General features: G+C 42.6%; 12 protein-coding genes. All 12 read right to left on the reverse strand.

Annotated features, from left to right (window positions below; translation table 11 throughout):
• Window positions 1-10: 10 nt before the first annotated feature.
• A complete protein-coding gene (locus BUF13_RS00980) occupies window positions 11-442 on the reverse strand; it encodes a CHY zinc finger protein (RefSeq protein ID WP_083586332.1) in 432 nt (143 codons plus the stop codon).
• A 160-nt stretch (window positions 443-602) separates the two neighbouring features.
• Complete coding sequence (locus BUF13_RS00985) at window positions 603-1,178, reverse strand: DUF3347 domain-containing protein (RefSeq protein WP_073569889.1); 576 nt, start codon at window positions 1,176-1,178, stop codon at window positions 603-605.
• Window positions 1,179-1,188: 10 nt separating this feature from the next.
• The gene (locus BUF13_RS00990; protein WP_073569890.1) at window positions 1,189-2,964 is read right to left on the reverse strand and encodes an efflux RND transporter periplasmic adaptor subunit; all 1,776 of its coding nucleotides are present in this window, start codon (window positions 2,962-2,964) and stop codon (window positions 1,189-1,191) included.
• Between the two features lie 12 nt (window positions 2,965-2,976).
• Window positions 2,977-4,263 (reverse strand): TolC family protein, encoded by a 1,287-nt coding sequence (locus BUF13_RS00995; protein WP_073569891.1) that lies wholly within the window; start codon window positions 4,261-4,263, stop codon window positions 2,977-2,979.
• 3 nt (window positions 4,264-4,266) lie between these two features.
• Window positions 4,267-8,100 carry an efflux RND transporter permease subunit gene (locus BUF13_RS01000; RefSeq protein WP_073569892.1) on the reverse strand — a complete coding sequence of 1,278 codons (3,834 nt, stop codon included), beginning with the start codon at window positions 8,098-8,100 and terminating at the stop codon, window positions 4,267-4,269.
• Between the two features lie 78 nt (window positions 8,101-8,178).
• Complete coding sequence (locus BUF13_RS01005; protein WP_134204284.1) at window positions 8,179-8,592, reverse strand: HYC_CC_PP family protein; 414 nt, start codon at window positions 8,590-8,592, stop codon at window positions 8,179-8,181.
• Between the two features lie 111 nt (window positions 8,593-8,703).
• Window positions 8,704-8,913: a heavy-metal-associated domain-containing protein gene (locus BUF13_RS01010; protein WP_073569894.1), complete on the reverse strand. Its 210-nt coding sequence runs from the start codon at window positions 8,911-8,913 to the stop codon at window positions 8,704-8,706.
• A gap of 115 nt (window positions 8,914-9,028) precedes the next feature.
• Window positions 9,029-9,994: a Kelch repeat-containing protein gene (locus BUF13_RS01015; RefSeq protein ID WP_073569895.1), complete on the reverse strand. Its 966-nt coding sequence runs from the start codon at window positions 9,992-9,994 to the stop codon at window positions 9,029-9,031.
• Between the two features lie 283 nt (window positions 9,995-10,277).
• Window positions 10,278-11,126 carry a prephenate dehydrogenase gene (locus BUF13_RS01020; protein ID WP_073569896.1) on the reverse strand — a complete coding sequence of 283 codons (849 nt, stop codon included), beginning with the start codon at window positions 11,124-11,126 and terminating at the stop codon, window positions 10,278-10,280.
• Window positions 11,127-11,131: 5 nt separating this feature from the next.
• On the reverse strand, window positions 11,132-12,274 hold the full coding sequence (locus BUF13_RS01025; protein WP_073569897.1) for a pyridoxal phosphate-dependent aminotransferase: 1,143 nt from the start codon (window positions 12,272-12,274) through the stop codon (window positions 11,132-11,134).
• Window positions 12,274-13,095 carry a prephenate dehydratase gene (locus tag BUF13_RS01030; RefSeq protein WP_073569898.1) on the reverse strand — a complete coding sequence of 274 codons (822 nt, stop codon included), beginning with the start codon at window positions 13,093-13,095 and terminating at the stop codon, window positions 12,274-12,276. The genes BUF13_RS01025 and BUF13_RS01030 overlap by 1 nt, the downstream gene beginning before the upstream one ends.
• Window positions 13,085-14,314 (reverse strand): 3-phosphoshikimate 1-carboxyvinyltransferase, encoded by a 1,230-nt coding sequence (locus BUF13_RS01035; protein WP_073569899.1) that lies wholly within the window; start codon window positions 14,312-14,314, stop codon window positions 13,085-13,087. The genes BUF13_RS01030 and BUF13_RS01035 overlap by 11 nt, the downstream gene beginning before the upstream one ends.
• Window positions 14,315-14,330: the final 16 nt, after the last annotated feature.

Consider the following 14,330-nt stretch of genomic DNA (forward strand, 5'->3'; position numbering starts at 1 on the left):
AAAGGAAACCTTACTTCGTAGGTTCAGTTTCAAAATAGAGGTGGTAATGCTTACTGCATCCAGGGTTAAATGATGATTTACAAGATGGGCAGGTATTATTTGATGCCATGTAATCAGCAATGCTCAACTCAGTGCCGCATACTCCACAAAGAATCGCTTTCTGATCAAATTCCGCTTTGGGCCAAACTTTCGGTTCATGTTCAGCATCCTCCTCATGACAGGAATAGCAGGGGTAGTATTTATCGCAGCATTTGAATTTGATGGCTATTATATCCAATTCGGAGTGCCAATGAACACAGCGGGTTTGATTGTCAACCGGTTTTCCAAAAACATTGATACCTCGTATTTGGGAAACTTTCAATGGTTCCAGTACTTTTTCCTGAGCTTGAATGGAGGTGCCTAATAGCCCTAAGAAGAATAGAAGTATGAGTTGTTTTTTCATGGTTAAATAAGGCTAGTGGGATTCTTTTAAATAGGTATTTGGTGATGAAAATTCTGAATTTTTCAAAATTCACGTCAACCTGAGAGAAGTCGAAGGGTCCTCGATCCCAATTGTTATCGAGGACTCTTTGCGTGACAATATTTTTCTAAATCTAATTTCTTTAATTTAGTGCCAAAGTCTCCTCAACTCTTCCACAAGTCAACATAGAACTTCCGAAAAGCGGGTTTTTGATGTCCTCGGAAGCACTCAACCAAATTCCGCCAGTGTTGTTTTTGTACATCGGGCAATACTGCTGATATAATGTTCTGTCTGTGCCAGCGATTTTGATAAAATCGGTCATTAGGACACTCAATGCCTGAAAACTCTCTCTTTGTGCTGCGATATCTTCAGAAGTTAGGTTCTCGGCTACCATAGCTGCTTCCATTTGAAGTTCTTCCAATTTCACAAAATCCTCACCTTCATAAGCATTGATATCAAATCCTTTGATTGCCTCAATCAGCTGAGGTGCTTTTGATGCTGCTTCAGATGAATTGTCATTTACAAAGGCATCTTTAATAGAAAGATAGGCATCAATTACGGGAGTGGAGGCATTGGACATGGCCATTTCAGAATGTTCTGATTTGGCATCAGCTCCCATTTCATGGCCTTCGTGCATGGAATGATCTTCTGTTTTGGAACCTGAGCAAGAATACAAAGCGATTCCAAGGGCTAGGGCAAATAAACTGGTCTTTTTCATAGTTTTTAAATTAATGATTATGAGTTGTTGATATTGTTGTCGTCGGTAATTCTGTTTCAAATACGGTTTGACCCTTTAAATAGGTCTGTTTGACTTCTCCACAGGTAAGCATGGATGCTCCAAAGTAGGGGTTGGTAATGTCCTTTTGCTCAGAAAGCCAAAATGCTCCCTGATCTCCGAAAGCCATTGGGCAGTAATCTTTGTAGACTACTTCTTTGTTTAGTCCAAAGCGCTCTGTCATATCCAATACTGCAGTAGAAAGATCTGAGAAATATTTTCTAGATGATTCCAGATCCGATGATGCTTCCAATTGATTTAAACTTGCTGAAATTTGCTTCATTAGTTGCATCCAATGCTCGTGGGCCATTCCTTCCAAAAGCTTCATATCTACACCAGCTAGGCTATTTTGAGCATTTTTCACACTTTTTTGACTTTGGGTCAAATCATCAGAAACCAAGCTGTTTTTGATCTCAAAATAGGCATCTGCCAAAGCTGTGATCTGAGATCTAAATTCCTCAGAAACTTCCATAGATTTGGATTCAGGTCTGTTCATCATGCTGTAGCTCCCAGATAATTGAGCTGCTGCATCCACTGCAAAGACTCCATTTGTGACGATTTCCTCTCCGGGCATGATTCCAGATTCTATTAGGTAATTATCACCTACTTTGGAGCCTAGGTTTACTTCACGCATTTCGAATGCAGGAACTTCAGAATTAGGCACTTTCACATAGACAATGGATCTTTTTCCTGTCCAAAGTAGGGCTGTTCTGGGAATTGAGAGCTCGGTATTGGCTAAAGATGAGTTCGATGAAATCGTGCCCGTCACAAACATTTCCGGCTTCAACTTCCCTTGGGAATTGGAAATTTCTGCTCTGATCGAGGCTGCACGAGTTGTCGGATTGATTAAGGGATCAATAAAGCTGACTTTGGCTTTGAAAGTTTCTCCGGGAATCCCTGCAGCGGTGAATGATATTTCATTACCAACCTTCAAAAAGGGCAAATCTGATTCATAAGCATCCATCAGAACCCAAAGCTTGGAAAGGTTGACTACATTGAATAAAACGGATCCTGTGCTTACATAATCGCCGACTGCAATGTTTCGCTGCGTTACTACGCCTCCATGTTCAGCGATCAAGTCCATTTGCTCTTTGATTTTTCCTCCCGCTTCAATGGAAGCGATTTGTGCATCGCTCAATTTCCATAGTTTCAGCTTTTCTTTGGCTGCCTGATAAAGTTCAGGGAAAGTGGTTTTGGATTTTGAGGCTTCCAATAATTCCTGCTGGGCAGTCATCAATTCAGGGGAATAGATACTTGCCAGTTTTTGCCCGGAACGGACCTGTTCTCCTGTGAAGGAAACATATAGTTTTTCAATTCTTCCGGGGAATTTGGCAGTAATAGCAGCATTTTCCCGCTCATCGGTTTGGATTTTTCCAGTCAGGGTGACCTGATTTCCGGAAGCGGAACCACCCACTTTAGTCGTATGGATATTTGCCAAGGCCACAGCATCCTGAGTCATCTCATAAACCAAAGGATTGGAATTTCCAGAAGAAGAATTGCTGGAAACTGGAATCAGATCCATTCCACAAATAGGACAGGATCCTGGTTCATTTAGTTTGATTTGTGGGTGCATGGAGCAAGTCCACAGCTGATCTGCCAAAGACTCCGAATGATCGTGCTCGTCTTCAGAGGTGGTAGAGGAGCTTGGTTTTACAATCCAACCAATGACAATTCCTGCCAAGAGTAAAGCCCCGAATTTGATCCATTTATTTTCTAATAGCTTTTGCATGCTTTTGATGTTTTAATTGATCGGAGTCCCAGTTCCTAAGGATTCTAAAAGTGCCAGACTTTTATGCTGCTGGACGATCATTCTGAGCTGACTTAATTGAATTTGTAGCATTTGATGATGCGAGCTTACCACCGATTCGATTGATTTAGAATTGGTTTGAAAATAGCTGAGCTGTAGCCTGTTGTTTTGGTGTACCAATTCCATTTGTTCTTGATAAAGATCGATTTTTCGACTTGCGTCCTCAAAATCCCGGATGGCATTGGCCCATTCCATTGCAAGCATATTCTCCTCCTTTTCTTTTTTCAAAAGAGTTGCTTCTCGCAGGTATTCTGTTTCTTTGATTCTTGAATTTGTCTTTTTGCGATAAATAGGAAGGCTTAGGCTGACCATAGGCATCACCATATCTTTTCCTCCCATCATCATTCCACTTTCAGGTCTTGGTTGAAAGGGCATATATTCTATGCCTGCACCAAGCATCGGTCTTCCCTGCAGCTTTGCAATCTGTTCTTGCTGATCCAAAGCGGCCATTTGTGTATCAAAACTTGCTAGCATGGGGTTTTGACTATGTATACTGTCCAAAAGGACATTTTTGTCCCAAAGCAATTGGGAAGGTTCGAGAGAATCCAAACTTGATATTTGTTCGTTGATTTCCCTATTGAGCAATTGGTTGAATTTTATTTGAAGTGGTTTTAGATTTTCTTTCAAAGTCAGGATTTCATTTTCCTTTTCAAGGTATTGGATTCGGATATCCAAAACTCCAGACATTCCAGATTCTGAAGACCCCATACCAGGCATTCCAGTTGATTTTTCATTGGATCCGGATTTGAATTTTGCCAAAGCCAAGCGCTCAAATTGCTCCAAATGTTCCAAAAACTGTTTCTGAATCTGAATCTCTTTTTGAGTTTGGTAAATTTCAAAATAGGTTGATTTTACTTGATAAAAGAGCTTGTTTTTGGCATCCAGAAACAGTTGATACCTCGCATGGGAAAGGAGATTAGCCTCTTCTTTTTTCTCTCCCAAAGTTCCAAACCATGGAAACATCTGCATCAGTTTAAAATCAGCGACCTGATTACCCATCCATCTTTGCATGGGGGAAAAGAATACACCCATTGTCAGCTCAGGATCAGGCAAATTTCCCACTTGAGGAGCTTTTTCCAAAGAAGCCAGATATTCATGGTAATATGCCTGTAGTTCAGGATTTTTTTCTCCTGCCTGAATCAGGTAATCATCCAGATTTTGGCCCCAAGAGAAAGTAGTGATGGCCGTTAGTAGGAAGAATAGAAATGAAATTTTTCTCATGGCCTATTGATTTTGATCTGTTGTAAATACAGCAGCGTTCTGTTTTAATTTTCTTTCAGCCCACCAGCAATAAAGGGTCGGCACAATGAATACGGTGGTCAGCTCCAGCACCATTCCTCCCAAAGATGGAATAGCCATAGGAATCATTATATCCGATCCTCTTCCCGTTGAGGTAAGGATTGGAACCAAGGCCAAAAGGGTAGTGGCTGTGGTCATCAAACAAGGAAGAACCCTTCTTTTTCCCGCCTCAATTACTGCGGTACGAACTTCTTGAACTGAGGTAGGTTGATGCGCTTTGAAGCTTTGATCCAGATAGGAAGCAACGACCACTCCGTCATCTGTCGCAATTCCAAAAAGGGCGATAAAACCAACCCAAACAGCGACAGAAAGATTGATGTCCTTCATCTGGAAGAGCTCTCTCATCGGAATATCAAACAGGGAGAAGTTCATAAACCAATCCTGACCGTATAACCAAAGCATCAAAAATCCTCCTGAAAAGGCCATGGCAATGCCTGTAAATACAAACAGGGTGGTAGATACGGCCCTAAACTGAAAGTAAAGGATCAAGAAAATAACGATTAAGGAGAGGGGAACCACGATGGAAAGTCTTTTTTCTGCCCGGATCTGATTTTCATAGCTGCCCGAAAAGACATATCTGACTCCTTTAGGAACTACCAGTTCCCCCGAGTCGATCTTGGACTGAAGGTAGTTTTGAGCATCTTCTACCACCGAAACCTCTGCAAAACCGTCCTGCTTATCCAGCAAAACATACCCTACCAAGAAACTGTTTTCGCCCCGGATCATGTCGGGTCCCGGTCTATAAGTGATATCCGCCAATTGCCCCAAAGGAATGTAATTGCCTAAAGGGGTTGGAACCTGAATGCTTTCAATGGCTCCGGGGTCATCGCGGAATTCTCGTGCATAGCGCACTCGAATCGGATAGCGCTCTCTGCCTTCCACGGTTGTACTCAATTGCATCCCACCAATGGCAGTTTCGATGAAATCCTGGACATCGACCACGTTCATCCCATAGCGGGAAATTTCATCCCTTTTTATCTCAAGCTCCAGATAGGGCTTTCCAACAATCCGATCTGCAAAGACTGCTTCTCTCTTCACCGAAGGAACCTCTTTGAGGTATTTTTCAAGCTTTAAGCCGAAGTCTTCAATGGTTTGTAAATCAGGTCCATATACTTTGATTCCCATAGGGGCTCGCATGCCTGTTTGTAGCATGACCAATCGGGTTTCAATGGGCTGAAGTTTGGGAGAAGAAGTCACACCCGGGATTTGGATAACCCCTACAATTTCATTCCAGATATCGTCAGGACTCTGGATATGAGACCTCCATTGACGGAAATATTCTCCGTCTGAATCTTCTAGCAATTGTGAAGTATCCACCAAATGGGGCTCCATTGTAGCCGGATCAAAGTAGGTCCCGTTTTTCAATTCAAACTGTCCGTCTCCATTCACTTTGAAACGGATTCGACTGCCATTCCCATCAGTCAGATACTCGCTTTTGTAATTGATGGTATTTTCAAACATTGTCAAAGGAGCAGGGTCAATCGCAGTTTCCGCTCTTCCTGCTTTCCCTACAACCAATTCTACTTCCGGGATTGCTGTGACTAGCATATCTAGCTTTCGAAGTACTTCCCTGTTTTCCTGAACTCCGGCATGAGGCATCGTAGTCGGCATCAAGAGAAATGAACCTTCATTAAGCGATGGCATAAATTCCTCACCCAGTCCCGGAAATGTATGGGACAATCCGGACCAAAAGGAGGTGGTTCGGATGTTCAAACCGATTTTATCGAGGGTCTTGGGGATAAATCCGAAAACCGAATTGAATCCCAACCAAACCGAAGCTCCCAAAAGCAAGACCACAATAGGGAATGCCAGAAAGGTCTTTTTATTGTTAAGACACCAGTTTAGAATCTGGGGATAAACTCGGATGAATATGGTAAAACCACCCAGCACCAGTGTCAACAAAAGCGCTATAAATCCAAAGTTGATCAGGTAACTGTTGGAAACACCCAAGGGCATCCATTCGGAGGTCAGGAGGGAGGCAACTGCCAATAAGGTTACAACAATGATGAGTGCATTCTTTCTGGATTCCAGTTTTTCAGGGAAATGAAAAGCCAAAGAATGGATCAGTCCATAGCCAACCAAAACCCAACCGGCCCATGACCAAACTGTAAAGGCGATAACCAATCCAAAGACCACTAATGCATAGTTTCCAAAGCGGGAGAATTTTCCTTTATAGCTTTTGAATGAGAAAAACCAGTGGGAAAAGGCAGGCATAATCAACAAGGTGAAGATGACCGCTGAGATCAAGGCAAAGGATTTGGTGTAAGCCAAAGGGCCGAATAGCTTTCCTTCAGCAGCCTGAAGGGTAAATACAGGAAGGAAACTGACGATCGTCGTACTGACTGCTGTCAGGATTGCTCCTCCGACTTCTGTGGTAGCTTCATAGACAATTTGAAGTTTGGATTTGCTATCATTTGGCATTTCCAGATGGCGGAGAATGTTTTCATTCAAAATAATCCCCAAGTCCACCATGGTTCCAATGGCGATGGCTATCCCTGAAAGGGCCACAATATTGGCATCCACACCAAAGTACTTCATAAAGATAAAGCACATCAAAACCGCCAAAGGCAGGAGGGCAGAAATCAAAAGCGACGCTCTTAGATTATAGACCATCACAATAATCACGATGATGGTGATCAAAATCTGTAGGGAAATTGCTTCGTATAGGGTTCCTAAGGTCTCGTAAATCAGGTTGGTTCTATCGTAAAATGGGACGATAGTTACCTTGGAAACAGTCCCGTCAGCTAAAGTTTTGCTGGGAAGTCCATCAGAAATCTTTTCGATTTCAGCTTTTACTCCCTCAATCACTTGGAGAGGATTGTCTCCATATCGGGCGATAACCACACCGCCAACCGCTTCAGCTCCGGATTTATCCAGAATTCCACCCATATTTCTGGGCTGAGGGCCGATATTGACTTTGGCTACATCCTGAATCCGGATAGGAACATTGTTGGCGACTTTGACGACTGCCTGATCCAAATCACTAAGGTTTTCAACATAGCCCAGACCTCGGACGAAGTAATCAACTTTATTGACCTCGATGGTGTTGGCAGAAACGTCCAGATTGGATTTTTGAACCGCAGCCATCACATCCATAAGGGTTACTCCATTGGCCTTCAGTGCGGCAGGATCCACATCTACTTGATATTCTTTGATATATCCACCGACTGAGGCCACTTCACTCACCCCATCCACAGCGGTTAGGGAATAGCGTACATAATAATCCTGAATGGAGCGCAGTTCATGTAGGTCCCAACCACCTGCAGGATTTCCTTCTGGATCCCTTCCTTCCAGAGTATACCAATAGACTTGACCCAAGGCGGTGGCATCCGGACCTAGTTTCGGTTGGACTCCTTCAGGTAAAAGGCCAGATGGAAGGGAGTTCAGTTTTTCAAGGACACGGGATCTGCTCCAATAGAATTCAATGTCCTCATCAAATATGATGTAGATACTGGAGAAGCCAAAGGCTGAACTGCTTCTGACACTTTTGACTCCCGGAAGTCCCAAAAGGGAAGTGGTCAGCGGATAGGTGATTTGATCTTCCACGTCTTGAGGAGATCTTCCCATCCATTCGGTAAAGACGATTTGTTGGTTTTCACCAATATCTGGAATCGCATCCACTGGCACAGGGTCGCGAGGGATCAATCCCGTTTCCCAGTTAAACGGAGCTGTGGCAATGCCCCAGGCTACAATAAATAGTAGCAACAGAACAGTGACTAACTTGTTTTCTAAGAAATATTTTATAATTGAATTGAGCATGATTCATTCTGATGGTGCAAAAGAAAAGCTTGGATACAGCGTATCCGGGCACGTTTGGCCGAAGCCATCAGAATGATTTTAGATCAAAAAGCTTTGATGCAGGACACATAAATCCTGATCAAGTGGAGGGGAATAGTATGGTGAGAAGGTGGGATCAGCGTCAGATTCCTGGTCCAATCCAAAAATAAAAACCTGAACGAAAGCTACCGCGAAATTGAAATCCAATTGGCTTTGCTGCTTTTTTAGAGAGGTTTCGTCGTCGAGTTGAATTTGTTGACTTTGGTTTTCACAGCATTTGCTTTTTTCCAAATGCGCTTTTCCATCCTCATTGGAATGAGAAGAGGATGTCTCCATTCCACAATCCAAATGGGTTGCTACAAATCCCAAAGCACTTTCCATTTCCTCTCCCATGCAGATATGGGTTGTCTTGGCCATTCCCACCGAGGAGAACAGAACCATCAAGGATAGCACTATGGAGATCAATTTTTTCAACAACTCAAATCTACGGATAAATTTTTTGAATGTTTTTATTAAAATTTAGAAAACTGAATATCAGTAGTTTAAGCTCTGAATGTTCAGCTTTCTAAATTCTGATTTCAAATTTTATTTTGGGGTTGCCAAAAAACCTGATTTCAAGACTGTCTTTTTCACTTCCTCAGCAGAAAGCGTATCTGTTTCCACTGTCAAGGTTCTTTCCGGGTCTTCTAAATCTACTTTCCAGGACTCGATGTTGGATTCTGCATTGAGAACCGGAGTCACTTTGGCAAGGCAGTTTCCGCAGTTGATATTGGTTTTGAAGGTTAAGGTCTTCATGGTATTTGCTATTTATAAATCTTGGATTTTGTACTGTAACAAAGTTGGGGGAAATAGCTCTGCAAGATTTACAATTTATTGGATGGTTTTTACAAGATTTTGCAAGGGGAGAGGCTTATTTAAACTCCATGACCTCTATTGAATTTAATTCAGGGCCACCTCCTCGGTTAGCTGAACCGGCAGCAACATAAATTTTTCCCTTGAAGAAAACGGTTCCTGTTCCATGTCTTCCCTGATTCAAAGGAGCCAAGATTTTCCAGGTATTATCTCTGGTGTCCAATACTTCCACCTCTGCATGGGCCGATTCCTGAACTCCACTCTCTCCGTTCATGACCACCAAATATGGTCCGATCCCTAAATTAGAATTGCCGGCTCTTTGGGTAGGGATAGCTGCATCGATCGTTTCCCATTTTCCTGTTTCAAAGTCGTAATAGTCCACCTCAGAAATGGTTGTTTCAATAACTTTTCCGATTGCCGCATGGGAAGTTCTTCCTCCAGCTAGATACAATCTGTTTCCCACGATGGCGGCACTTACATGATCGCGGGCTCTTGGGGCATCAGGAAGGGGAGTCCAAGTTCCGGTTTTTGGATCGAGCACGTCAAACCAAGTCACAAAACCTTCATAATGTCCGTCTTGAATGCCACAGACCAAATAGATTTTATCACCCTTGACAGCTACACCAGCGGATCCTCTGTATCTGCCTTCAGGAAGTTTGGGACCTTTTCTCCAAGCTTTGGTTTGGGGGTTGAAGATCCAAAGATCCTCAATGGGGGTTTCATGGGGATATCCACCAGTGAAAGCGCCAACAACCCAGATTTCATTGTTATAGCTGACCGCCTGAAAATGGCTGATTTCCATCGGGGCGTCGGCTACTTTTTGCCACGTATTAGTGTTGGGATCAAATTCGTCTACAGATCGATCTCCTCTTCCTCCCAGAGCATAAAATTTCCCATTGCATTCCACAAATGAGTTTTCATGGCGTTTCATGGCTTCGCCTTTGGCATCGATTACCTGCCAACCGTCCTGGGCTAAGAGCGGAAAAGAGAAAATCAGGCAGAAAATAAAAGTCAGTGATTTCATGGGTTATGTAGGTTTGATCTTTCCTGAAATTACGAATCTTCAGGTTGAAAACCATTGAGTTCAAAGAGTCAAAATGGTAAATCCCCCTAACCCTCTTTAAAAAAGGGGGACTTGTCACGATTAAATTTAACATCTAACCACAGTTTTTAGTCTTTTTAAAAATTGGAGTCGATAATTCGGGTGATTTGAACTTTTAATTCCCCCTTGAAAAGGGGGTTAGGGGGATTAAAAGAAAAAAAAACCACGAATTGCTCCGTGGTCTTAGGTTATCGATTGGGTCTAATTATTTCCCTAAATCCAAGATGTCCCGGATTTTATTGATTTCTGCAAATTCCTGATAAATGCCTTCTGAATCAGAATTTGCTATTTTTTCACGCATGGCTGTCAAATTGGAGATATAGCCATCCAAAGAGGCCAAGATATTCTCCTTGTTTTCGGTCAAAATTGGAGCCCACATGGCAGGAGAGGATTTGGCCAGTCGAACTGTAGAGGCAAATCCAGAACCCGCCATATCAAATATGTTTTTCTCATCCTCCATTTTTTGAAGAACAGTTTTGCCCAACATGAAAGAAGTGATGTGAGATAAGTGGGAGACAAATGCCAAATGCCTGTCATGCTCTTCTGGATCCATAAACCGCAATTTCAAATTCAAGGCATCAAAAAGCTCGTATGCCTTTTCTTTTAATGTCAGATCGGTTTTCTCCAAATCACAGATGATCATCACTTTTCTGTCCAAAAGATCGGCAAAAGCAGCTTTGGGACCAGAGTATTCGGTACCTGCAATGGGATGGCCGGCCAGGTATTGTTTCCTTTTAGGATGATCTGCAATTTCACGGCAAAGCTTTGCCTTGGTGGATCCTAAATCAATAACGAGTGTATTTTCACCGATTTGATCTAAAGTCTCTTTCAACAAAGCCCCCAAGGTATCGGCAGGAGTGGCCAAAATCACCAAATCTGTATCAGAATCAGGTTTTTCTTTCGCCTCAGTGATGATTCCCAAGGTCAAGGCATCTTTAAGGTTTTGTTCAGAAATATCAGTGCCGGTTACCTGAAGCTCTGGGAATTTGCTCAAGGCACCCAGGCCAAATGAACCTCCTAATAGGCCCAGTCCAACAATATGAATTTTTTTCATGATTCTTATTTTTTGATTCTGTTGATTGCTTCCAGGATTCTGAATTCAGGCATGCAAAGGGAGAATCTTACATATTGATTCCCAACCGATCCAAAGATCTTTCCTGGAGTGATAAAAATATTTTTTTCGTAAAGAAGAAAGTCTACCAATTCCTCAGCGGATTGTCCCTCTGGTACTTTGCACCAAACAAAAAGCCCACCCGAACTCTTTTGATAGGTTAAATTCAAAAGATCAGCTAGCTTCCAGATGAGTTTTCTTCGGTTTTCGTAATGCTCATTCATGTCCTGGAACCAGCTCTTTGATAGTTTCAGAGCTGCAATGGCTCCTTTTTGGATTCCTAGGAACATTCCTGAATCCATATTGGATTTGACTTTCAGAACTGCAGCTATCCAGTCTTCTCGTCCTGAAAGCATGCCCACTCTCCAACCCGGCATATTGAATGATTTGCTTAGTGAATTCAGTTCCAAAGCAACATCCTTGGCGCCTTCTATTCCCAAAATGCTAAAGGGTTCTGGGTTTAGAATATGGCTGTAGGGATTATCATTGATAAGAACCAAATCCTTGCTTTTAGCGAAATTGACTAGCTTTTGAAACAAAGTCTTGCTTCCCAATACCCCTGTCGGCATATGGGGATAATTGATCCACATGAGTTTGACACGGGATAAATCCAGCCCAGCCAATTCTTCCCAATCCGGCTCACCGGATTCCTTCAGGGAATAGTAAACCGGTTCTGCTTCCACCAAACTGGTGACAGAACTATAGGTCGGGTAGCCCGGGTTAGGTATCAAAACTTGGTCTCCGGGATTCAAAAAGGTCATGCTGATATGCAAAATACCTTCTTTGGATCCCATGAGCGGAAGAATTTCTTTCTGCGGGTTTAGCTCAACTCCATATTCTCTTTGATAAAAATCAGCCATGGAAATTCTCAATTCTGGAATCCCTTGGTAAGATTGATATCCATGAGACTGAGAATTCTCGGCAGTACTTTTCAAAGCCTGAATCACCTCAGGGGCCGGAGGAAGGTCTGGGCTTCCAATCCCTAAATTGATGACTGGTTTTCCTGATGCAACCAGCTGGGCAACTTCTCTTAATTTGGCAGAAAAGTAGTATTCTTGGACGGTTTCAATGCGTTTTGCAAAACCTTTCATTATTTCTGGCTTTTGTATTCTCCGAATATTTTCAACTCTCCAAAATTCTCCTGGACCAGCTTCATGGCTTCTTGGTAGGAATCGTAATTGCTAAAGACTGCATCAATGAAAAACGCATATTCCCAGGGTTTCTGAATAACCGGAATAGATTGGATTTTGCTTAAATCCAGTCCTTTTTCAGCCAGCATGGTCAGCAATTGGGCCAATCCTCCTTTTTCATTTTGAATGGTTACTTTGAAAGAAACCTTATTGACGTCTTTGGACTTTTCGCTTGATTCTTTTTCTAAAATGATGAATCGTGTGAAATTGTTCTTTACAGTCTGAATATCGGCTGCGATAATTTCCAATCCATAGATTTCAGCTGCGATTTTCGATGCAATTCCGGCAATTCCTTTGAGCTGATTTTCGGCAATTCTTTGAGCTACTGCGGCAGTATCCACATCATCTTTGGCATCCAAATGAGGATATTTAGCCAAAAAAGGCTTGCATTGCAGGATCGCCATAGGATGGGAGCGAACCTCCTGAATATCTTCAATTTTCTGTCCTGGCAATGCCATCAATTGATGGGCAATAGGCAGGTAATATTCGCCACGGACGAAAAGACCATTGCGGTCGATTATTTCATAATTGGGTAGAATAGCTCCTGCAATGGAGTTTTCAATGGCCATTACTCCGTAATCAGCCTCACCACTGGCAACCGACTTGGCTACTCCCTCAAAGGTATTGAAAGGCAATACCGTAGTGTCTTCCCCAAAAAGATTTAGGCTGACCTGATGGTGAAAGGAGCCAGGGACTCCCTGTATTGCGATTTTATGACTCATGGTTGGTGCAGCTGATTCCAGCCAATTGACAATGTTTCCAGAAACTCGGATATGACTTGTTAACTACCTCAGGGTCTTCCATCAAGACTTTGGTTTTGGTTAAAAGTGGCATGAAAGCCATTCCCATTCTATGATCATCATAGGTATGGATTCGAACTTCATGAGGCATAGTAACCGATGGAATCACCTGAAAGACTTCAGGTTCTACTTCATTGAATTCAGCATTGAATTTTGCTAATTCCTGCTGCAAGGCATAAATACGATCAGTTTCCTTGATTCTCAAGCTCTCCAAACCTGTGAATTTGGCATCCTGTCCCAAAATTGCACAAGTCACGGCAACCGTTTGAGCGAGGTCAGGGCAGTGGGTGAAATCAAATTCTTTCAAACCCGTTACCGGGATTTTTTCCAAGAGCACGCCTTCCTTATTAAAGGTGCTTTTGATTCCCAAATGGGACATGATTTCAACGATTTTGGAATCGCCTTGTAAACTATCCTCCTTTAGTCCTTTTAAAAATAGCTCTCCCGAATCAGCACAGGCCAATAAGCTAAACCAGTAACTTGCACCAGACCAGTCACTTTCTACCATGAATTCAGTAGCTTGATAGCTTTGGTGGGCTACTTTAATAATATTTTCTTCCCAGGAATAGGTAATGCCAAATTTGGCCATCAATTCCAGAGTCATTTCAATGTAAGTTCTACTGCCAACTTTACCTTCCAGTTCGATTTCCAGACCTTTTGGAAGGATCGGGGCGATCATCAGCATAGCAGAAATATATTGGCTGGAAACATCTCCTCTGATTTTTACTTTATCTGAAGTTTGTTCTGCCAATCCATGGATGGCCAAAGGAGGATAGCCTTCTACATTCATGTAGTGAATTTCTGCTCCAATTTCTCTTAATGCATCCACCAAAATTCCAATGGGTCTCTGACACATTCTAGCAGTACCAGTCATCACTTTGTTTTGGTTGGTAATGGCTGCATAGGCGGTCAAAAAACGCATAGTCGTCCCCGCATCCAATACATCATAAACTGGAGGATTCTTTCCAAGCAATCGAATCATGGTCTGGGTATCTCGGGCCTCAGCGAGGTTGGAGATTTCATTTTTGCCTTCAGTCAAAGCATCAATGATCAGAACCCTGTTAGATTCACTTTTGGAGGAAGGAAGAGGTATGGTGGTAGGAGCAAAGGCTGATTTTTGACTCAGTTCTAAAATCTCCATGGTTTCTGTAGACAAG

Origin of the sequence: Algoriphagus zhangzhouensis, from assembly GCF_900148515.1 — a bacterium.
GTDB lineage: Bacteria > Bacteroidota > Bacteroidia > Cytophagales > Cyclobacteriaceae > Algoriphagus > Algoriphagus zhangzhouensis.